Origin of the sequence: Paraburkholderia phytofirmans (genome assembly GCF_046028095.1) — a bacterium.
Classification (GTDB): domain Bacteria; phylum Pseudomonadota; class Gammaproteobacteria; order Burkholderiales; family Burkholderiaceae; genus Paraburkholderia; species Paraburkholderia phytofirmans_A.
Genome location: NZ_JAQQDJ010000008.1, coordinates 38157 through 59687, shown reverse-complemented (window position 1 = coordinate 59687; position 21531 = coordinate 38157). Strand labels below are relative to the sequence as shown.

Here is a 21531-nt window from a genome sequence, read left to right as displayed (position 1 = left end):
GACATCCTTATAGAGGCAGCGCAACGAGCGTGTCGTAGCGGCACGAATCCGTGACGACAGTGCGCTCACGCAGCAATGCGCGGCCACCCTCGATGACAATCTGATCGATATAACGCCCAACGCTGAACACAACCATGTCGCCTTCATAGCCGGTTCGCACGATCATGTAGCTGGTTTCGCAGCCGATCAGCCCGTCTTCGTTGCTGACGACTTCGGTCGGTCCAAGCACGTGACGGTAGACATGCGGCTCGAACACATTAACCGACTGGATCGAACTGACGCGATCCAGCAGCATGCCACGTGTGTTGCAGAACCAGATACCGAAATCGCGACCCGCTTCGAAATCGGCGCGCGTGAGTATGCGGTACGTGCAATCTTCGGTGAAGAACTCCGGCCAGCGGTCTAAATCGCCATTGTCGATCGAACTGCAATAGTGGGCCATCAGGCGCGCAATGCACGCGCCCGTCTGGGTGCCAACCTCCAGCTCAGGGTAGCGCGTCGTGCTAGACATCCATCAGCTCTCTATAGAATTTCCAGAAACCGCGCACCGAGGTTTCAGTGGCGCGGGTCGTCATCGGGCCAATACCTTTGCCGCCCATCTCGATCACGGCGGCGTCGTCAAGATCGCCGCGAATACCCTTTTCGACGAACGCGCCGATCGTGCCGTCTTCCATCGACACAAAACCCGCAGGCCCGACGAGATTGCTCTGCTTGCGCCGGATGAGCGTTTGCTCCGGCGTATCTTCCTCGAAGCCGAGTACGGTCCAGATCAGTTCGCATCGATCTACACCGAGCGGCACCACCTGCCGCACGCCGATGGAGTTCATGATCTGATGCAGCACGAAACCCGGAAAAATGCTCTGGATCGCATTGGTGATCTGATCGGGATACTCCATCCACTGATCGATCAGCGAAGGATCCTTCAGGCCGAAATCGTCGCGCATTGCGCGAATCACGCCGGAGTCGTATGCCTGATCGCCAACGTCGGTATAGCGCCTGGTAAAGGTGATGTGATGTCGGCTGTCTTCATCCTGCAAAGTACCGCCTTCCGCCGACAGCCGGTTGATCTTGAAGGTCGAGAAAAACGCATGCAAAAGGCTCGGGTGATAGTTGTCGCGGCTATTCTCGACGTAGAGTTTCCAGTTGTTGTGCATCACCTGACTATAACGGCCGAGTATCTTTAAGCGCCCATATAGCGTGCGCTCCATGTGCCGCACCATCGTCGGTCCGAGATAGTCCCTCAGTGCAGGGGCTTCTTCGGAAAACGAACCGAACACGAGGCCGCGGATGGTTTCCACGCGCAGCTTCGTCAGACGGAACTTCGATTTGTCGAAATCCTCGGGCATGCCGCCTTTGCCCTGCACGCCCTTCTCGAATGCGACGCTCGTCAGTTCGCCGTCGAAGTTGTATACCCAGTTGTGGTAAGGGCAAACGAAATTCGGACGCTTGCGGTGCCCCTGCGCTTCGTAGCAAAGCACCGAGCCCTTGTGCACGCACTTGTTCACGAGCGCACCAATGGTGCCGTCCTGCTGGCGCACGACAATTACCGACGTATGGCCGACCTTGGTCGTGATGTAGTCACCCGGGTTCGGCATTTCGATGTCGAGGCAGAGGAAACTCCATGTGGGCCCGCGAAATACGGCATCCTGTTCGCGCTCGTAGGTTGCCGCATCGGAGAACACACGTAGCGGCACACGTGTAATACCCTCTTCCGGCCAGCGGATCCGGCTAGCGGGAAATCCAATGGCCGCGACCGCACCCTCGCACTTTTCCGTCATATTGCTGCTCCGTCGATGAAAGCCCGTACTCCAAGGCGGCGGCTGCGGCCACTAACCCATTCCCGATATCCGCTCATTTGACTGCTTCCGAGTCGAGATAAGGCTCCTGATAGAAGAGATCCGCGGGAAGCTCGCCCTTCAGCGTACCGGCGGCCTTGAAAACTTCGAATGTGCGTTTCAGTGTGTCGATGTCGCCCGATTTGAACGAGACCGTATTCATGGCCGTCCAGTGGTCGCCGTAAAAACGCGCGCCCTGGTCGCTCATGTTGCCGGCCTTCTTGAGTATCGCCACGACCGCGTCGGGATTGGCCGCGCCGAAGGCCAGCGCCTGACGCATGGCCGCGAGCACCTTCACCGCATCCGCCGGGTTGTCCTTGAGCCACTCGCTGCGCATCACGGCGACACCGATATAGGGCGGTGTACTCGCTTTGGTCATCTGTTTCCATTGGTCGGACAAAGTCGTGATGACGCGGACTTTCTGCGCACTGTCCGGCACTTGCGCCACCGAGGTCGGACGCATGACGGCGGCGTCGACGTTCTTCTGAACGAGGAACTGCGCAAGACGCGGCTCGTCGCCCGCAACCAGGCGATAGTCGGCAAGCTTGAGCCCGTAATTGCCGTCGAGCACGGCTGTGCCGACGCCAGTGGTCGCACTGCCGATTGGCGACATGCCGACTTTCTTGCCGCGCAGTTCACCCGCGGAATGAATGGGCGAATCCGCGAGCACGACGATTTCCGCATCGACGATCTGCGTAGCAGCCACCATCCTGACCGGCACACCCTGCTGGCTCAGGCTGAATGCTCCTGCGAGGCTGGTGCCGAATGCCAGATCGATCGCGTTCGAAGCCAGCGCAGTAGTCGGTCCGTTCACGTCCGGAAAGTGGAGGAACTGCACCTGCAGGCCCTGCTTCTCAAAGAACTTCTGCGCTTCGAGCACAGCGCCGAAACCGAGACTGGTGCCACTGGTCCAGTAGCCGACACGCAGTGGCGCCGCGTACGCACTGGTAAGGCACGCACCGGCTATTGCGAGTGCGCATGCTGCCTTTAGAACGCAACGAAATGATTTCATGGTGCTTTGCCTGAAGTACGACGCAGCCGGTCTCCCAGCGCCGTCATTGAAGGATTACTAAATGTCCTTATCAAAACATAAAGCACAGTGCAACCATTCATCGAGAGATTCCGCCTGAAGCGACGGCGGAATCTCCGTATTACCTGCCTATCGCTACTAGCGGCGCATGCTCGAAGTCCTGCTTCATGCTGCGCAGCACGCGCTCCATCGTCATGTCCCGAAACTTCTCGATATGCCGGCGCGTAATGCGCGCGCCCGACTTGCCGTCGCCTGCCGACAGCACCTCGACCAGTTGCCGGTGGTCGTCGGAGATTTCCGGGCTGTCGTCTTCGTCGCTGAAACCGAGCGCCACCAGCCGCGCCATTTCGTCGAACAGCACCGAGATGCTGCGCACCAGACGGTCGTTGCCCGATGCCATTGCGATCACCAGATGAAACTCCCGGTTCGCATCGAGGAAAAAACCGATCCGGTTGCCGTGATTCTTCGACGCCGTATTGCCGCGCGCGGCGCGATCGATCCGCATCAGCGCCTTTGCGTCCACCTTGCCGGCCGCGAGCCGCGCCGCCTCGGGTTCGAGAATGAGCCGCAGCGCGAACACCTCCTCGACATCCTTCAGCGTGACCGGCACGACGACGTAGCCGTGTCGCGGCACCGAACGCACGAGCCCTTCGTGCGTGAGACGCGCAAGCGCCAGCCGGCACGTCGACTTGCCGACGCCATATTGCTCCATCAGCGCAGCCTCGGTCAGCATGCTGCCTGGTTTCAGCGAGCAGGACAGTATCGCCTGCCGCATGGCCAGATAAGTCGACTCTCCCAGCAACTTGCCCTCGGCCGTGGCGTTGCCCCCAGAAACTGATTTCCCTACCATGTTGCCCCCGTGCGCTCTATCCAGGAATGGCTGTGTATTATGCTTACGTCATTCTGTAGGCACCTCACCAACCCAGTTCATTCTAGGAGATGCATATCGGGAAGTAAACTGAACACAAAATAAGCACACCGTGTCGCACTGTTTATCAGCCAGCAGTCCCGCTCCATCGGCGTACGGTTCGTGATTCGATATCGAACAGGTCGAGCACGCGCCCGAGCGTATGATCGACCATCTGTTCGAGCGTTTGCGGCAGCGCGTAGAACGCCGGCACTGGCGGATAGACGATCGCACCGGCGTCCGTGACAGTTGCGAGACTGCGGATATGACCCGCATGCAACGGCGTCTCCCGCACCATCAGCACGAGACGGCGACGTTCTTTCAGCATTACGTCCGCCGCTCGCGACAGCAGCGAACTGGTACAGCCGGTGGCCACTTCCGACAGCGTCTTGATCGAACACGGCGCAACGATCATACCGTCGACGCGAAACGAGCCGCTCGAAATCGCCGCACCAATATCGGTGTTCGGATAGTTGACATCCGCAAGTGCCTGCAGATCGGCGAGCCGCATCTGCAACTCCTGCGCAAGCGTCACCTGCGCCGAACGGCTCACCACGAGGTGTGACTCCACCTCGAGCTCGCGTAACAGACGAAGCAAACGCACACCGTAGATCGCGCCCGAAGCGCCGCTGATACCGACCACGATGCGTCGCCGTGCTGCGCATTGAGATCTCATGCAACATCTCCTTTATCCACCGGATACCGCCATTGCCCGCGCAAACGGGTCATCATGGCTTTTGACCCGCTATGATCTTCTTCGCAGTTTGATACGGCCCGGTGACGAATACATCGGGCGGAAGCGTGCCTTTAATCGAACCGCTCGCCGTGAAGATCTGCTGCTCGCGCTTGAGCGTCTCGATATCGACTGGTTCGAAAGAAATGCTGTTCAGCTCGGCCCAATGCGCGGCGTAGATCTGCGCGTCGCTTGCGGGAAGATTCGCGACTTTCTGCAGGACCGCCGCGACCTGATCCGGATGCGCGTTGCCCCAGGCGATTGCATTGTGAATCGCGACGATCAGCTTCGCGACGGATTGCGGGTCTCGCTGAATCAATTCCGTGCGTGCCGCAGCCACGCCCAGATACGGCATCGCATCGGATTTCGTCAGCTTGTGCCATTCTTCCACCAGCGTGCCGAGACGCCGCGTCTTAACTTCCGTCAATTGCGCGACCGTGACGGAACGCAGCGCCGCGGCGTCGACCTGGTGCTGCACGAGAAACTGCGCGAGGCGCGCCTCGTTGCCCGGCACCAGCGAATAATCGCCGGCGTTGAAGCCGTAATTCGCTTTGAGCACCGCAGCCGTCATCAACGCGACCGAACTCCCCGACGGCGACATGCCGATCTTCTTGCCGCGCAGCTGCGCGATCGACTGGATCTGCGAGTCGGATGGCGTGACAAATGTGACATCGGCTGGCGCCGTCGCTCCGAAGATCTTGATCGGCACGCCGGTCGCCGCGATGCTGAACGCGCTCGCGCCCGCCACGCTGAAGCTCACGTCGATCACGTTGGCGGCGAGTCCGCTCGCCGGTGCGTTGACCTCGGCGAAGTGCACGAAACGCGCGTCGTCGATGCCGGCTTTCTTCAGGAAATCACCGGTTTCCAGTACCGCGCCGAGGCCGAGGCTCACACCGCTCGTCCAGTAGCCGATGCGCAGCGGCGCGGCCTGCGCGGACAGTGCGAGCAGGGACATCACGGCGGCAAACAGCACACGCCTTGCAAGCAGGTAAGGTTGCATCAGGTCAACTCATTAATGGAGTGGATGGAGCGCTGCCGGCCCGCGCAGCGCACTCAACGACATCGCGCCACTTAGCGCCGTGTCGGCGGCAAGGCGTCGAAGCGCGAACCGCGCACGCACAGCTTGCCCTCCGCGGTTTTCCACAACTGCTTGCGTTCATGCAGTTCGCCGAGCGCGCGAGCCAGCGTGCGGAAGTCGTACTTCGACAGCCGCTCGGCGAGTTCGGTGTAGTAAAGCGGCGTGTCGCCGATGAGCGCGAGCGCCTCGGTTGCGGCTTGCTCCACCTGCTCCGGCTCCGACACATGCACCGTATCCGCCTTCCCGCCTACGTAGTCCGCGATCTTCGCCGTATCTGCGTACGCATAGGAAATGCGCTCGTAGCGCTCGTGCGGAATGCCTTCGGAGATCGTTGCGTCCACACCGACTTTGGCGCCCGTCGGCACCATACCGGGCGGCATCACCGGCAGACTCGGGTCGAGCGGCTTGGCGCGTGCGCCGGGAATCACGATCAGATCGCGGTCGCCCTGCACGCGCGTCGCGATCGCCCATTCGACCTGTTCGCCGTTGAACACGTCGATGTCGTCATCGACGACCACCACGTGCTTCAAATCCATCACCGACAGCGCCGCCAGCAGCGCGTTCTTGCCTTCGCCCGCCTGCTTCCTGATCGAAATAACCGCATGCCAGAACGCGCGGCCGCCCAACGTCACGTTGATATCCTTCACCTGCACGCCGGCCGTACGCAGCGCGCTGCGGATCGCCTGATAGCGCGTCGGTGCCGCGAGCCACGTGTTTTCCCACGGCATGTGCAGCGAGTAATACATCGCGTCGCGCCGATGCATGATTGCCTTGATCCGCACATCCGGGTTCCAGTGCAGCCCGCCCATCAATGCGGTGAATTCGCCGAAACGGCCTTCCGGCTGAGTCCAGCCCGTCGGCAGGATTTCGGCTTCGATCACGATTTCCGAGTCGGCGATATAAGGCAGATCGACGGTCTCGCAAGGCGCCAATTCGACCGCCACGCCGCGAATGCCGCCCGCGATTGCCATTTCATCCACGCCGATGGGTGCGCGATAGCCGGCGCCCATGATTTCCATCGGGTGGTTGCCGATCGAAATGGAGATCGGGCACGGACGTCCCTGCTCGTAGGCACGCTGCGCGAACATGCGCATGTTGTTCGGCGTCACGATGTCGATACCGCTCAGCGCCTTTTCCTTGACCATGAAGCGGTAAATGCCGCTGTTCAGGCCGTACTCCGGATCGCGCGAAATCACGATACCCGCGGTAATCATCGGGCCGCCGTCGAAAATCGAAGACATCGGAATGGGCAGGCGGAACAGATCGACCTCGTCGCCTTTGTAGATCACTTCTTTCGTGGCCGACGTGGCGACGTATTTGGGCGGAATCGGGTTCTGAATGCCATGCGCCAGCATCTTTTCGATTTCGGAGTAGCTGTCGCAACCCATTGCCATCATCGCGCGCTCCTGCGTGCGGATAATGCCCGAGAGCAGCGGCATTTCGTAGCCGATCACGTTATGAAACAGGAGCGCCTTGTCGCTCTGGTCGACGAGCGTGCCCACGTGGCGGATATCGACGGGTTGCCGGATATCGACCAGTTGCTGTGCCGCGCGCAGGCGTTCCAGGAACTCGCGAAAGTTCTCGTTCATACTGAACTCCATGATGTTGAATGTCGTGTCGGTTTCACTTACGTGGTCTCGCTATCCTGCAGCGACGCAAGCGCTATGGCTTTCAATGCGGCGCGATCGATCTTGTTCGTGGACGCAAGCGGCAATGCATCGACGAACCACACGCGCCGCGGGTGCTGATATGCGGGCGCATGCGTCAGCGCATACCGTTTGGCTTCCTCTTCCGTTAGCGACGCTCCCGTGCGCCGCACCACGAACGCTACCGGCTTGGTTCCCTTGATGTCGTCGGCAACCGGCACCACGCAAGCCTGGACGATATCCGGGTGCGTCTCGAGCATTTGCTCGACTTCACCGGGAAAGATGTTTTCGCCGCCCGACACGAACATGTCGTCCGCACGGCCGACGAACGCATAGAAGCCCTGTTCGTCGCGGTGAAATACGTCGCCCGTCACATAGAAGCCGTCTGCGGTCATCGGCAAAGGCAGGTCCGGCCGGTTGTGGTAACCGAGCATGACGGCCGGGCTTTTTACGGTCAGCACGCCGGTCGCAACACCTGTCGGCGGTGCGTCGAGCAACTTGACGCTGACTTCAGGATGGGGATATCCGACCGACAGCAACGGCGGCTCGATCCCTTGCGGATGTGGCCCGAACACGATCGGCCCGCCCTCGGTCGTACCATAGACGTTAGTGAGCTTCGCGTTCGGCAGCACCTCGCCGATCTGCGCAAGCAGACTCTCGCTGACGGGCGCCGAGCCCATCCGGATGAAGCGCACCGATGAAAGATCCGTGCGCGCAAGCAACTCCCTTTCGCGCAGCATCATCGCGATCATCGGCGGGACAGAGGTGAGCCACGTGACCCGATATCGCTCGATTGCCGTGATGTACATGCGCGCGGTAAATTGCGGAAGCAGTACGACGGTACCGTGCCCATACAACGACATCAGCACGAGCGTCAGCGCGTTCATGTGATACATGGGCGCGGCCACCAGAAAGCGATGCGCCGCAGGCGGCTGCGCGCGCGCTCGCGTACGCGCCACCCACAGATGGCTGCCGTGCGAGAGCATCACGCCCTTCGGCTTGCCGGTCGAGCCGGACGTATAGAGAAACATCGCCGGCATGTCGGCGGGCGGCACGAAAGTCTCGAACGGGCCAGGTTCAACGAACGAAGCGAAACTTGCCTCGCCGGTCGAATCGAATACGACTGTTGGCAGATCGTGCGGGCAATCGGCAATTCGCGCGGCGTCGCAAAACACGAGACGTGCACCGCTATCGCGGATCACAAAAGTGGAAAGCGCGGGCGGAAACCTGAAATTGACGGGCACGGCGACCATTCCCGCACGCATGATGCCAAGCAGCGCCGCGACATATTCGGCGCGATTCGCTGCAAGAATGGCAACGCGCTCGCCGATTTTCAGACCGCGCCGCGCCAGTGCACGTGCGACGCCGTCTGTCAGCGCGTCGAGTTCCCCGTAGGTCATACGCGTGTCGTGCCACGGGCAGCCTGTTTCATCCGGCTCCCCAAGCGCGATCACTGCAAGCTTGCACGGATCGCCGTCGGCGTCGATCAAATCGCCGAGATTCTCAGGCGTGGGCATGTTCAACTGCTCCGATAAATTCAATGACAGTATTGAGTTCGCCTAACAGCACGACAACGGACGACGCGCCGCTGTGCACATGGACCGGCGCCATTAGCCGCGCGACGCGCTCGTCGACGTGGGACGTAAGCGCCTCCAGACGTGCACGCATCGCCGCAAGATCGCTCACCTCGACGACGACCGCTCCAAAATAGCTGTCGCGCCCTGCTGCGTTGCATACGAGGTCGCCATAGCGTGCGCGGTACGCCGCGACATCTATAAAGTCCAGATCGAAATCACGCAACGCAATGCGCGAGTAGCGGGCGGACGGCGATGTGAAATCCGACTCGCCGGCGATCAGCGCATAGCGGCGCGCCTCGAGCTGCGGGTCGCTGCTCACGATCACACATTCCTTCAGGCGTCGCGCGCCGTTCGGATGTTCCGTCCATTCCGTGCGGAAGACCCATTGCGGCGTGAGGTGCTCGCAGAAATAGACGCGCCCGGCGGACAGTTCCTGGGCTGCGAGCCGGGCTGTCCGGAAACGGGCGATCTGCTCGACGCCTTCAATGTCGACCGGCCGCGTGAAGGACTGCGGTTCACTGGCACGCAAGCCGGCGTCGATCAACCGCGCATAGGTTTCCTGCGCGTCGTCGGTCTTGAACACGAGGCCGTCTATACCCAGACGGCTTTCGAGAATCTCCCGCCGCAACGTGGTGGCGCCGGGCGGCAGGCCGACCAGTTCGAGATAATGTCCGTCGAACATAATCAGGTGATTGACCGAGCCAAGCGAGTGATAGCCGCGCGGGGTCAGTGCAAAGCCGAGCGCTTCGAAACACGACGCCGCGGCGTCGGTTTCGAACATCGCGTTCACGACGACATGGTCGAGCGTCGATGTCGCCGTATTCATCATGCCTTCGGCGCGGGTGCGGGCGCGGTGGAATAGACGCCCCGGCCGCTCGCGAGCAGCGCGCCGGACTGGTCGTAGATGTGTGCCTCTGCAACAGAAATCGCGCTCCCGAACTTCACGACGTTGCCGCGAGCGATGAGGTCGCCGGGCATAGCCGCGCGGTGATAGTCGACGCGCAAATCGATCGTCGGTACGCCGCGGCCTGTTTTCGACACCAGCGCCCAATCGGCCGTGAGGTCCACAAGCGCGGCAAGAATGCCGCCATGCGTATAGCGGCGTTCGGGGTTCACGACCCACTCTTCGCGCCACGTCGCGGCGATTTCGATCGAGCCCTCGCCGACTTCGAGCACACGCAGACCGAGCCACTGATGATAAGGACCGCGCGTGAGCATTGCCTGAACCTGCTCCGCGGTAAGTTGCTGGTTATCAGCCATTCGAGTCTCCGTATTTTTATGGGGTAACGACAATCTTGCCGAGTACTTCCCGATCGCGAATCATGCGCAGGCCTTCGGCGGCCTGCTCAAGCGGCAACACCTTGTCGATCTGCACCGCGATCTTCCTGGTACGGATCAATTCCATCAGTGCGGAGAGGTTGTCGTCATAGAAACTGTTCGACCCGATCACGCGAATCTCGAAGCTCCAGATGTAGCGCAGGTCTTCCTTCGGATCGTGGCCCGCGGTCGCACCGCAGACGAGCAGGCTGCCGCCGCGTTTGATGCATTTGAGCGACGGCACCCATGTATCGCCGCCGGTGAAATTGATTACGACGTCCGCGCCGCCTTCATAGCTGCGGCGTTGCGGCTTGCCGTATTTCTCGATGACCCACTTCGAGAAATCGGTGTCGCGATAGTTGATCACGTGATCGGCGCCCATCGCTTTGAGCCGTTCAGCCTTGTCCGCGCTGCCGGCGGCCGCGATCACTTCGGCGCCGAGCATTTTGGCAAGCGTCACGCAGCCTGTTCCGACGCCGCCGCTCGCACCCAGAATGACTACACGATCGCCCGGCTTGATGGTGTTGTGCGTGACGAGCATCCGGTGTGCCGTACCGTAGGCGACCGGCAGCGACGCCGCTTCTTCGAACGTCACGCCTTCGGGCATTGCGATCAACTGGTCCGCGCTGACGAGGCAGTATTGCGCCATGCCGCCGTCGAGCATTTCGCCCATCAGGCCTTTCTTCCTGTTGAGCGGATTGACGAGCACGCGTGCGCCGACCGACCAGTTTTCGACATTGTCGCCAACCTCAGTGATCTCTCCCGCCATATCCAGACCGATGACCACAGGCAGCGGCACCTTGATGCCCGGCATACCCTTCACCGTAAAGACGTCGTGATAGTTGAAAGACGACGCACGCACGCGGATGACCACGTGACCGGGCACTGCCTTCGGCATTGGCATCTCACCGACATGGAGTTTGTCGACGTCACCGTGTTCGGAGAGAATCAAAGCCTTCATCGTGCTGCTCATATGTACTCCTATTTATAGAATGCAAACGCGCTACTTCTTCGTAAATGTTCGACCACTTCCGCTCGCGGCGCGGTAGCAGCGCGCCGCGAGCCCGTTTTCTATGCTCGCTTCTTCCAGCGGAACAGGTGGCTTTCAAGCGGCTTGAGAATGCCGTACTCGAGTACCACCATCAGCACGACCATAGTGAGCGTCCATGCGAACACCTGATCGGTCTGAACAAGATCTGCCGCCTGACGCAGCCGGTAGCCGACGCCGTTCGACGAACCGATCGTCTCCGCCACCAGCGACACCCGCCAGCCGAATCCGAAAGCGAGGCGCGCACCGGAGAAGAAATACGGCAGCACGGTGGGCAGATAGATTTTGGTCATCACCTTGCTGCGTGACATCTGAAAGCTGCGGGCAAGCTCTACGTATTCGGCATTGACGCTTTGCGCACCCTGCCACACGTTCGTGAGAATCAGCGGCATCGCTTCCATGAACACGACGAAGATGGTCGTGCCGTTCGAGATGCCGAACCAGATCAACGCAAAGATGGCCCAGATCGCCGCGGATACCGTGTTGACCACCGACAGTACCGGCTCGCAAAAACTGCCGAGCCGCCGGTTCGCGCCGAGCAGGATGCCGATCGGCGTGCCGACCAGCGCGGCCAGCAGGAAGCCTGCGACGACGCGGTACAGCGTAATGCCGAGGTCCTCGGCAAAGGTGCCGGTGGCGATCAGGTCAAGCAGCGCGTTCCACGTCTTTCCCGGACCAGGCAGGATGAATGCCGGCACACGTTGCGCCGCAAGCCACCACAGGATCAGGAAGATGGCGAGCAGCGAAAGACGTTGACCGGCGACTTTCGCAAAACGCGTCAGTTGGCCAAACCGTGCGGGAGAAACAGAACCAGCGGTCGAAACAGAAGACATCGCAACGTCCTTAAATGAGAGCGCGCACGCGGCGCACCGTTTCCGCGACTTCGGCGGCAAGCGGATCGCGCGGCCGCGGCAAGTCGATCGTCAGCGCATCGCGCACGCGTCCCGGCCGCGGACGCAGCACAACCACCTTATCTGCGAGCACGATGGCTTCTTCCACGTCATGTGTGACGAATACGACAGTCATCTTCAACTGTTCGCGGATTCGCAGCAGTTCCGCGTGCATCTGCGAACGCATCTGCGGATCGAGCTTCGAAAACGGCTCGTCCATCAACAGGATGTACGGCTTCACGACGAGGCTGCGCGCGAGCGCCACCCTGCTGCGCATGCCACCCGAGAGCTCGTGCGGGTACGCGTGCTCGAATCCTTCAAGGCCGGTCATTTTCAACGCGGCCAGCGCGCGTTCGCGCCGCCGTTCGGCATTGAGCGAACCCGCTTCAAGACCAAACTCCGTGTTCGCTACAATCGTGCGCCAGGGTAGCAGGCGGTCTTCCTGAAACATGTAGCTGACCACGCGCGTATCGTGCGTCGGCTCGCTGGCGACTCCGTCGATCCGCACGTCGCCATGATCAGCCTGCATCAACCCTGCGATGATGTTGAGCAACGTGCTCTTGCCGCATCCGGACGCGCCAACGATCGCCAACACAGAACCCGAAGGCGCGGTAAGACTGATGTCTTCAAGCACCGCCAGCTTGCCGTAATGTTTCGAAACGTGCTCCACTTCCACCGCGTTGCGTGCCGTGGCTGCCTTCTCAAACATGGCCTGAGTAGTCACCGCGTTCATCGTGCGCCTCGCAGCGGGACGATCGGAGCGCCAGCATGCGTGTCGCGCAGGCTCGCCATTACCTTTTCCATCGTCATGTCGCGGAACGTCGCCACATGCCGGTGCGCGATCTGCTCGGCGCGTTTGCCGTCGCCGCTCGCGAGGGCGCTGATCATCGCGGTGTGGTCATGGCGGATCTCCGGTTTCGTGTTCTGCACGCCGAAGCCGAGCGACACGAGCCGCGCCATATCGTTGAGCAGGCCGCCCAGCATGCGCACCAGCCGGCCGTTACCCGAACATTCGGCGATTGCCATGTGGAAAGCGGCATTTGCGTCCATGAATATGCCGATCCGGCTGCCGATGCCAAGCGACGTATCGTCGTTGCGGCACGCGCGCTCCAGCCGCGTCAACAGGTCGATATCCGCCTTGCCCGCAGCGAGCCGCGCAGACAGCGGTTCAAGCTCAAGGCGAAGCGCAAACACTTCTTCGACATCCTTCAACGTAATCGGCGTCACCACATAACCCTGACGCGGCACGATGCGTACAAAGCCTTCCTGCGCGAGACGCTGCAGCGCCACCCTGCAGGTTGCCTTGCCGATGCCGTAGCGTGCAGTCAGCGCGCTTTCGGTCAGCGTGGCGGCCGGCTCGATCACGCAGGACAGGATGTCCTGACGGATCGCGGAACACGCACGCTCACTGAGAAGTTTTGCTTCGTTCGAACAGTCAATCAATTCCACCGTCGGAGCTGCAGGATCTTTCACGACACCTCTCCTTCGTCTCGTAGGCTGCTCACAACGATCCGTGTGGGCAGGTGATGAGTTAACTTAGAACAGCCATTAAAAAAATGCACGCAAAAAAAACGTGACTTCTGAGCTGTTCAGCGATACACGATGCCGCTTTGCGGCCTCTTTCGCATGACATATCCAAATGGCAGTTCACTGCGCCCTCAAGCCGTCAGAACGAATGCAGTATCCCGAGCTGCGCGCCGGTCACGCCTTCTCCGCGCGTCGGCGTGTTCGGTGTAATGGGTCCATTGGCGATCAGCGCATAGGTCGCGCCGTGACGGTTCACGAGCCGTTCAAGCGTTCCGTAGACCAGCGTCCGCTTGCTGAAGCTGTAGAACGCGCCGACGCTCACTTCTCCCGCATTGTTATCCTTGCCTGAACTATCCTGCGCGTAGCCGACGCCGGCCGCGAGCCGTAGCGCCGGTGTGACGTTAAAGGTCGTCGATAGCGAATAGACGCTGTGGTATTTGCCTTCGACATTGGTCGAGATATTCGAGCCGAGGTTGTTGCCGCGGTAATAGCCGAAATAGCCCGTCAAACTGCCGAATTGATAACTGCCGCCGGCAAATGTCGTCTTCGTATTGACTTTTCCGTTCGCGCCGTTCTGTTCCGCGTGGCTGACGCCGAGGTACAGCGGGCCGCGCTGATAGTCGATCGAGCCGACGTAGGCATTCAGCGCGTCATGCGGCGACGTCTGACCGCCCAGGCTCGCACCCGCGGAGAACGTGAATCCGGCGACGTTCGGCGACCAGTACGTGATCATGTTGTCGTAACGGAACACGAACGTCGATGCGTTGTGAAGAAACGAGCCGTAGGTGCCGCCGGAGAACGCGTCGAACTTGCTGTGCATCAGCAGCAGCACCGAGTTCTGACGACCGAAACGGAACTCGCCATACGGCGTGCCGAGACCGACCCACGCATTGCGGCTGAAGGCGAGCGTCGAATCCGTCGCCGCGCCCGAGTTCGTGAGGATGCCGTTCTCGAGATCGAAGGTCGCACGCAGGCCGCCGCCGAGATCTTCGCTCCCTCTGATCCCTACGCGGCTTGCCGACAGACCGCCGCTCTGCATCGCCGTCTGCGCGCCCTTTCCGCCTGCGTTCGTATAACCCAGGTACGTATCGAGAATGCCGTACAGCGTGACCTCGGCCCGGGCCGGCGTCACTGTCACGGTGCCAAGTGCAACGAGTGCTGCAGAACAAGCCATGGCCATCTTGCGCATTTCATATTCCCGTTTCGGTAGATAGTTAATGTCGGATTACTAATCATCTCAGTGTGAGCAGCTTTGTCGATTTATGTCCTGCACCAAGCAAGCAAGAAGAGCAGATCCGTGAGGTGCTCACAAATAATTGGTAAGCGATCGACAGTTGACTTTAGAACGACAAAAAAGAGAAGCACAACAGATATTTTCTGGACATATCAAGCGTGAGGTGCTTACGCGCGGGTCTCACATTTGCCATCCAGAGTCCGCTTTTTTTGCGCGGCGCCGGGAGCGCAGGTTGCTGCTGGAAGTTGAGCAACATGAGAAGAGCGCCTCGTGGACTTAGTACCGGGCAATCTTTGGTTTGTGTCGCAGTAAAAGATGGACGCTAGAATTCCGGCGATACAAGGTCGCCGATGAAAGAATCGACAAAGACACGGAACCCCGCGCTGTCCAAGGCAGAGAACGTCTCGCAGTATCCGCTGGAGATGATTCTGACGTGCGTTGGTACGTCGCGTATCCGCTGATGAAAGCCGCGGGCTGCGCTGGAGGTTGTGTTGCGATAAGGTCCGGCGAGTCGAGAAAATTCCGCGGCGGGAAGGAGTCCTTATGCCACCAACGAATTTCACTTGGCGGCAGCGGTTTGTGTGACGCCGTCGTCCTTCACCTGCCCTTTCCTGATCATGTAGATCACTTCGATTTCCGGTGTCGAGGACTTCGACCGACCGCTTGAAATAGGTTGACGCGTGTTGATTCGCGCAAAGAAGCAGCTGAAGGTGGATACCCCCGTCGGCAACGGGTGAGCGCGCCGGCATGTGGGTTGGGGATCAATGTAGCGGCGGCTCCGTCGCTCGTCTTGCTGTTTCGCAACGTCTTGAGCTCTTCCCGCGGTGTGAGGCAGCGCTTTGCCAGCAAGGGGTGCCGCGAGGCGAACGTCCGCAATGCCGGTTGCGCGTTTCCGACCGTCAGTGAGATGAATCGGGACACGAACGAATCCAGTTGTGGCCTGAGACCCGCGGCAGCCGGGTGACGCCGCTAGCTAATTCGTCTACGCACAAGCTTTTGTACGCTGTCGCCCAAGTCTATCTATTCTGTCGCTCGTACGATCTGTCATCGGTCACGTCGCACCGATCGCACACTCTTACGGAGCTTAGGAAAGCATGCTTCACGACCTGCCTGCCATCCAGAAAAATGTTCACTGGGGATATTTTGACGCGGCGCTAGCGCCCGCACTGATCGTGGAGAGTGGCGACTTCGTTCGCGCGGAAGCGGTCACGCATCACGCAGGCGACGCCCCCGAACTCATGATGGATGACAGGGTGCGCACGCTCTACGACACGATTCCCGAAGCCGATCGCCAACCCGGCGTGCATTTGATGACCGGGCCGATCTTCGTGAAAGACGCAAAACCCGGCGATCTGCTCGAGGTGCGCTATCTGCAAATGATTCCGCGCTTCAACTACGGCTCGAATCTCGCCGCACACTGGGGCCATCTCTTCACTGACTTCGAGAAGGAACGCGTCACTATTTACGAACTCGATCAGGCATCGAATACGGCTCACGCGCTGTATGCGTATGACTATCCCGGCAAATATCTCGTACCGGGCAAACGCTCGGAGATCCGCGACTGCTGCCGCGAACTCGCACTCGAAGGCATTCGCGTGCCAGTGCGCCCCCATCTGGGCACGGCAGGCGTCGCGCCTGACGTGGCAGGCCGCGTGAGCACCGTGCCGCCGGGCGCGCATGGCGGCAATATCGATAACTGGCGCATCGGCGCGGGCTCCACCATGTACTACCCGGTCGCCGTGGATGGCGGGTTGTTCTCGATCGGCGACCCGCATGTATCGCAAGGCGACGGCGAAATCAGCGGCACCGCGATCGAGGCGTCCCTCAACGTGATGTTCCAGATCGTGCTGCGGCGCGACTTCAGATTTCCCTCGCCACTGCTGGAAACGCCGGACTACTGGATCGTCCACGGCTTCGACGAAGACCTCGACGTCGCGACCAAAAACGCTTCACGTGACATGTTGCTGCTGCTTACCGAACAGCAGGGCCTCTCGCGCGACGACGCGTATTCGTTAATGAGCGTTGCCGCGGACTTCTCCGTGACGCAGGTGGTCGACGGCCGCCAGGGAATTCACTGCAAGATCCCCCGAAGCATCTTTCCTCCGAAGAAAAAGCCTCGCGCGTAAGCTGTGCGTGTGCGCTACGACGGTGCGTAGTCGCACCGCTGCGCGCTGCGCCACAAGTGTGCGAAAACGCACCGTGATGACGCAGCGCGGTAGAGCTAACCGCGTTGTCACCGATGGCACGGACATTGCCTTTCAATCAGTCGACTGACGTTCGTCAGGGTCCGGGAGCCAGGGTTGGACTTACTGCGTTTCACTACCGAGTCGTACGCTGAAGTAGATCGCCTGCGAGCATGGAATGAGGCGCTCGATCGGCTTGGTCTGCGCTGCGGCGCGCCTCAAACGGCCGCGCGCCACTCGCACGGAACCATCAGGTCGCGCAAGTCGAGCAACGGCTTCGAGTTGATCGCGCTGGCCGCGTTCGCGCAGACCATCGAGCTCAAGGTCGACGGCGCCGACAGTCTCGTGATCGTGCTGCATCTCGACGGCGGCGTGATGCTCGTCGCCGACGGTGTGCGCACACGGGTTGCTACCGGCGACATTGTCTATGCGTCGTCACGCGAGGAAGCGCTCCTGTCGTTCAACTCCGATTTCCGCGCGTTCGTGATCCGCGTGCCCCGCACTGCCATCAACGCACGCCTTCTTACGCCGTTCTCCCTGCGTGCCGGACGTTTGCCCGGAGACGCCGGCATCGGACACGTGTTCTCCAGCTTTCTGCGCTCGATTGCCGAAAGCGTGGAGACGTTGTCGCTCGACGATTTGCGTCCGCTCGAACTCGCACTCGCGGAGTTCCTGGTTGCAAGTCTCGTCGGTCACGACAAGGAAGGCAGCTTCAGCGGACTCACGCCCTCTCAGGCGGCGCTTTTTTCGCGCGTATGTCGAACCATCGAAGGCAATCTCGCCGACCCAGATCTCGGGCTGACATCGATAGCCAGAGAAGAGCGCGTCTCGCCGCGATACCTGCAGAAGCTGTTCGAAGCGGTCGGACAGAATTTCTCGACCTATTTGCGCTCACGCAGACTGGAGCGCTGCCGCGCGGATCTGGTCAATCCTCTGTATGAAAAGCTGTCGATCGCGGATGTCTGCTTCCGGTGGGGCTTCAACGATCCCGCGTATTTCAGCCGTGCGTTTCGCGAGCAATATGGCGCCTCGCCGCGCACTTTCCGGCATGAAGCGAGTCTCGAATTAGCACGGCATCTCGTGCGGCGCATCTCGCGCGGTCTGCCCGTCAATGCCGGGAGTCTGCTCGTGCATGCAGAACTCGCCGGGCAGGGAGCTGTTCACCAAGCGGCGGACGAGGCCGACCTTACAGAGCCGCCTGAAACACCTTCGGCACCGCCGCCGCCCCGCGAGTCGGGCAAGCCGCGTCATCACCTGTTGCGAGCAACGGCCAACACGGTTCACTGGGGTTACTTCAGTCACGATATCAAGCCCGCGCTGGAACTGAACAGCGGCGACACAGTGACGATCGAAACGCTCACGCAACACGCGGCGGATGACTGGGAGCGCATGGTGCAGGGCGATCCCGGCGCCGAAAGCGTGTTTCACTGGACTGCCGAGCGCAAGAACGTCAACCGCCGCGGCGCGGGTCCCATGGACGCGTCTATCTACGGACGTGGTGCGGGAGAAGGCTTCGGCGTGCATATCTGTACCGGACCGATTGCCGTGCGCGGCGCGGAACCGGGCGATGTGCTGGAGGTGCGGATCCTCGATATTCACCCGCGTCGCTGCGCCAATCCGAAATTCGCCGGGCGTGCGTTCGGCAGCAATGCCGCTGCCTGGTGGGGGTTCCACTATCGCGAGTTATTGACCGACCCGAAGCCGCGCGAGGTCGTCACCATCTATGAGCTCGATGCCACCCCCACTGCTGGCGAAACCGCCTGCGCGCGCGCAGTCTATAACTTCCGCTGGACACCTCAGCGCGATCCCTTTGGCGTGATGCATCCGACGATCGACTATCCTGGCGTGCCAGTCGATCATTCGACCGTAGTCGAGAATCACGACATTCTGAAGAATGTCCAGATCCCGGTCCGTCCGCATTTCGGCGTGATCACCGTCGCGCCGCAGCAGGATGGTCTGATCGATTCGATTCCGCCGTCCACCTTCGGCGGAAATCTCGACAACTGGCGCGTTACGCGCGGAGCGAGCGTATTCTTGCCAGTCGGGGTTCCTGGCGCGCTGCTCTCCGTCGGCGACCCGCATGCATCGCAAGGAGACTCGGAACTGTGCGGCACCGCTATCGAATGTTCGCTCACTGGCGACTTCCAACTGGTGCTTCACAAGAAAGAGACGCTCGGCAGCCAAGTATTCTCGGACCTCACCTACCCGCTCGTCGAAACCGCTGACGAATGGGTTCTTCATGGCTTCAGCTATCCGAACTATCTGGCCGAGTTCGGCACCAGTGCACAAAGCGCGGTGTACGAAAAATCCACTCTCGATCTCGCCATGCGCGACGCGTTCATCAAAACGCGGCGCTTCCTGATGGCAACCAAGGGCCTTTCCGAAGATGAAGCGATCTCGCTGATCTCGGTCGCTGTTGACTTCGGCGTCACACAGGTGGTGGACGGCAACTGGGGGGTGCACGCAATCATCCGGAAGTCGCTCTTCACCGCATGAAGTAACAAGTGGCGACCTCCAATACGCGTGCGTACAAGAGTTTGTTCGCAGCAAGCGCGATGCCGTGATTTTGACTTCCCTACCATGGTTCTGACGTGAACACAGGCGTACGCGCCGTTTCGACAGGACTCACTGGATCATGGATTCTCCCGCACATCGCGCGCTGCCCGGCCACGGGCGCTTTCACTTTTCACCGATCAACGGCCGACCTGTTTATCGTTGGCCTGACGGATCCCGGCTAGCGGTTTATATCGGCTTCAACATCGAGCACTTTGCGTTCGGCGCAGGACTGGGGCCGACCATCGGACCGGTAATGCCCGAACCCGATGTGCTGAATTACGCGTGGCGTGAGTACGCGTTGCGGGTAGGCGCATGGCGCTGTCTCGATCTCTTCGACGACCTCGCGCTGCCGGTCGCGGCAATCATCAACACGGCGCTCTACGATCATTGTCCTGAACTGGTCGCCGCGTTCGCGCAGCGCGGCGATGAACTCGTCGCGCACGGCCATACGAATTCAGAGCGACAAGGAACGCTCACTGAAGACGACGAACGCGCGCTAATCGTGGCATGTCGCGAACGGATCGCGGTGGAAAGCGCGCAGCAGCCGACGGGCTGGTTATCGCCGTGGCTCTCGGAGAGTCATGTCACCACCGATCTGGTGGCCGAAGCGGGCTACCAGTACACGCTCAACTGGTGCCACGACGATCAGCCGACGCGTCTGCTTACGCGCAACGGTCAGCCGCTGTGGGCGATTCCGTACCAGGAGGAAGTCAACGATATCCCGATGATCCTTGCGCGCCAGATGGACGCAAAGTCGTTCGCCGATCTGATGATTGACCACTTTGAGGAAATGCTGCGGCAGTCTGCCCGAGAACCGCTGGTCATGGGCATTGCATTACATGCGTACTTGATGGGACAGCCGCATCGATTGTGTCACATGCGCCGGGCACTCGAACACATTGCCCGCGCGCGCGACGAAGGCCGGATCTGCATCACCACGCCGGGTTCTATTGCAAGCCACATGGATTTTCTAGGCCATTAATCACTTCGTTCCGACTTCGTTACATCGCCTCTATCGCTCGTATTCCGTTTTCAACCTCAATAGGATTCGCCATGTTCATGTCAAAGGCCATCAAGCTGCTGTTATGCGCCCTCACCGGCCTGCTCCTCGCACAAGGTGCATCAGCGCAATCGTGCGAACCGTCCAAGGTCGCCCAGAAATATCCATCGCTGGCGGGCAAGACCATCAAGATCGGCGTGGACCCCGAATCGCCGCCATATGCATTTCGTGACAGCAAGGATTTCAACAGGATCATCGGCGCCGATGCCGACATGGCTCGCGCCGTGTTCGACTGCGCCGGCGTGAAAACGGAATTCTTCACTGCCGGCTGGCCCGGGCTGCTGCCCGCGCTGCGCGCGGGACAGATCGATGTGATGTGGGACTTGCTGTACTACACGCCGGAACGCGCGAAGGAAACGACTTTCGTCACGTACATGCAGGCCGGCACCGGCGGTCTGGTGGCGGCCGGCAACCCCAAAAAGGTCGATGACATCTCGAAGCTCTGCGGCCTCACGGTCACGGCAGGCATCGGCACCGTCGAACTGACGATGGCGCAAGCGCAAGCCGCCAAATGCAGAGCCGAAGGTAAATCCGATGTGACCATCATGACGTCTGCCGATATCGCCTCGGGCGCGCGCCTCGTCGCCAGCCATCGCGCCGACGTCATGATGTACGACCTGGCGCTCGTAGACGGTCTCGCGAAACAGAACCCCCAGCTCTACACCCGCGGCTTCATGGTGACGAGCGGCATGAAGATTGGCGTGGGCGTGAAGAAAGGCAACGCCGACATGATCGCCGCCGTATCCGATGGACTCAAGATCATGCAGGCCAATCAGACGCAGAAGAAGACCTTTCAGCAGTACGGTGTAGATCCGTCGCTGGAAATGCCCGCCACTCTGCTTGCTCAATAAAGGCTGCCTGCACGGCACACCTTCCCGCGTGCCGGCAGCGTCATGGATCAGGTTCTGAA

Annotated in this window: 19 protein-coding genes; 4 read left to right on the top strand and 15 right to left on the bottom strand. The window is 60.6% G+C overall.

Features of this window, described 5'->3' with window-relative positions; all coding sequences use genetic code 11:
* Nucleotides 1–7 precede the first annotated feature (7 nt).
* The 15 genes from PQR54_RS22180 to PQR54_RS22110 form a co-directional block, all read right to left on the bottom strand.
* Nucleotides 8–511, bottom strand: coding sequence for an aromatic-ring-hydroxylating dioxygenase subunit beta (locus tag PQR54_RS22180; protein ID WP_408249362.1), 504 nt, complete (start codon nucleotides 509–511; stop codon nucleotides 8–10).
* Entirely contained in the window at nucleotides 504–1778 is a 1275-nt protein-coding gene (locus PQR54_RS22175; RefSeq protein WP_408249360.1) for an aromatic ring-hydroxylating dioxygenase subunit alpha, read from the bottom strand. The genes PQR54_RS22180 and PQR54_RS22175 overlap by 8 nt, the downstream gene beginning before the upstream one ends.
* A gap of 73 nt (nucleotides 1779–1851) precedes the next feature.
* A complete protein-coding gene (locus tag PQR54_RS22170; RefSeq protein WP_408249358.1) occupies nucleotides 1852–2847 on the bottom strand; it encodes an ABC transporter substrate-binding protein in 996 nt (331 codons plus the stop codon).
* Between the two features lie 139 nt (nucleotides 2848–2986).
* Nucleotides 2987–3715 (bottom strand): GntR family transcriptional regulator, encoded by a 729-nt coding sequence (locus tag PQR54_RS22165; protein WP_408249356.1) that lies wholly within the window; start codon nucleotides 3713–3715, stop codon nucleotides 2987–2989.
* Nucleotides 3716–3860: 145 nt separating this feature from the next.
* Nucleotides 3861–4448, bottom strand: coding sequence for a UbiX family flavin prenyltransferase (locus tag PQR54_RS22160; RefSeq protein WP_408249354.1), 588 nt, complete (start codon nucleotides 4446–4448; stop codon nucleotides 3861–3863).
* Nucleotides 4449–4500: 52 nt separating this feature from the next.
* The gene (locus tag PQR54_RS22155; RefSeq protein ID WP_408249352.1) at nucleotides 4501–5505 is read right to left on the bottom strand and encodes an ABC transporter substrate-binding protein; all 1005 of its coding nucleotides are present in this window, start codon (nucleotides 5503–5505) and stop codon (nucleotides 4501–4503) included.
* A 71-nt stretch (nucleotides 5506–5576) separates the two neighbouring features.
* Nucleotides 5577–7172, bottom strand: a complete 1596-nt coding sequence (locus tag PQR54_RS22150; RefSeq protein ID WP_408249350.1) for a UbiD family decarboxylase — start codon at nucleotides 7170–7172, stop codon at nucleotides 5577–5579.
* A 38-nt stretch (nucleotides 7173–7210) separates the two neighbouring features.
* Nucleotides 7211–8746 (bottom strand): class I adenylate-forming enzyme family protein, encoded by a 1536-nt coding sequence (locus PQR54_RS22145; protein WP_408249348.1) that lies wholly within the window; start codon nucleotides 8744–8746, stop codon nucleotides 7211–7213.
* Nucleotides 8733–9635, bottom strand: coding sequence for a VOC family protein (locus tag PQR54_RS22140; protein WP_408249346.1), 903 nt, complete (start codon nucleotides 9633–9635; stop codon nucleotides 8733–8735). The genes PQR54_RS22145 and PQR54_RS22140 overlap by 14 nt, the downstream gene beginning before the upstream one ends.
* Entirely contained in the window at nucleotides 9632–10066 is a 435-nt protein-coding gene (locus tag PQR54_RS22135; protein WP_408249344.1) for a PaaI family thioesterase, read from the bottom strand. Before PQR54_RS22135 ends, PQR54_RS22140 begins: the two co-directional genes overlap by 4 nt.
* 16 nt (nucleotides 10067–10082) lie before the next feature.
* Nucleotides 10083–11096 carry a zinc-binding dehydrogenase gene (locus tag PQR54_RS22130; RefSeq protein WP_408249342.1) on the bottom strand — a complete coding sequence of 338 codons (1014 nt, stop codon included), beginning with the start codon at nucleotides 11094–11096 and terminating at the stop codon, nucleotides 10083–10085.
* Nucleotides 11097–11194: 98 nt separating this feature from the next.
* Nucleotides 11195–12004 carry an ABC transporter permease gene (locus PQR54_RS22125; RefSeq protein ID WP_408249341.1) on the bottom strand — a complete coding sequence of 270 codons (810 nt, stop codon included), beginning with the start codon at nucleotides 12002–12004 and terminating at the stop codon, nucleotides 11195–11197.
* Nucleotides 12005–12014: 10 nt separating this feature from the next.
* Nucleotides 12015–12794 (bottom strand): ABC transporter ATP-binding protein, encoded by a 780-nt coding sequence (locus PQR54_RS22120; RefSeq protein ID WP_408249339.1) that lies wholly within the window; start codon nucleotides 12792–12794, stop codon nucleotides 12015–12017.
* A complete protein-coding gene (locus tag PQR54_RS22115) occupies nucleotides 12791–13534 on the bottom strand; it encodes a GntR family transcriptional regulator (RefSeq protein WP_106285138.1) in 744 nt (247 codons plus the stop codon). Before PQR54_RS22115 ends, PQR54_RS22120 begins: the two co-directional genes overlap by 4 nt.
* A gap of 193 nt (nucleotides 13535–13727) precedes the next feature.
* On the bottom strand, nucleotides 13728–14762 hold the full coding sequence (locus PQR54_RS22110) for a porin (protein ID WP_408249337.1): 1035 nt from the start codon (nucleotides 14760–14762) through the stop codon (nucleotides 13728–13730).
* Between the two features lie 1154 nt (nucleotides 14763–15916).
* Here PQR54_RS22110 and PQR54_RS22105 point away from each other — a divergent pair.
* From PQR54_RS22105 to PQR54_RS22090, 4 genes are all read left to right on the top strand, one after another.
* Complete coding sequence (locus tag PQR54_RS22105) at nucleotides 15917–16948, top strand: acetamidase/formamidase family protein (protein ID WP_408249335.1); 1032 nt, start codon at nucleotides 15917–15919, stop codon at nucleotides 16946–16948.
* Between the two features lie 174 nt (nucleotides 16949–17122).
* The gene (locus PQR54_RS22100; RefSeq protein ID WP_408249333.1) at nucleotides 17123–19501 is read left to right on the top strand and encodes an acetamidase/formamidase family protein; all 2379 of its coding nucleotides are present in this window, start codon (nucleotides 17123–17125) and stop codon (nucleotides 19499–19501) included.
* A gap of 139 nt (nucleotides 19502–19640) precedes the next feature.
* Complete coding sequence (locus PQR54_RS22095) at nucleotides 19641–20543, top strand: polysaccharide deacetylase family protein (RefSeq protein WP_408249331.1); 903 nt, start codon at nucleotides 19641–19643, stop codon at nucleotides 20541–20543.
* A 71-nt stretch (nucleotides 20544–20614) separates the two neighbouring features.
* Nucleotides 20615–21472 carry an ABC transporter substrate-binding protein gene (locus PQR54_RS22090; protein ID WP_110406082.1) on the top strand — a complete coding sequence of 286 codons (858 nt, stop codon included), beginning with the start codon at nucleotides 20615–20617 and terminating at the stop codon, nucleotides 21470–21472.
* Nucleotides 21473–21531: the final 59 nt, after the last annotated feature.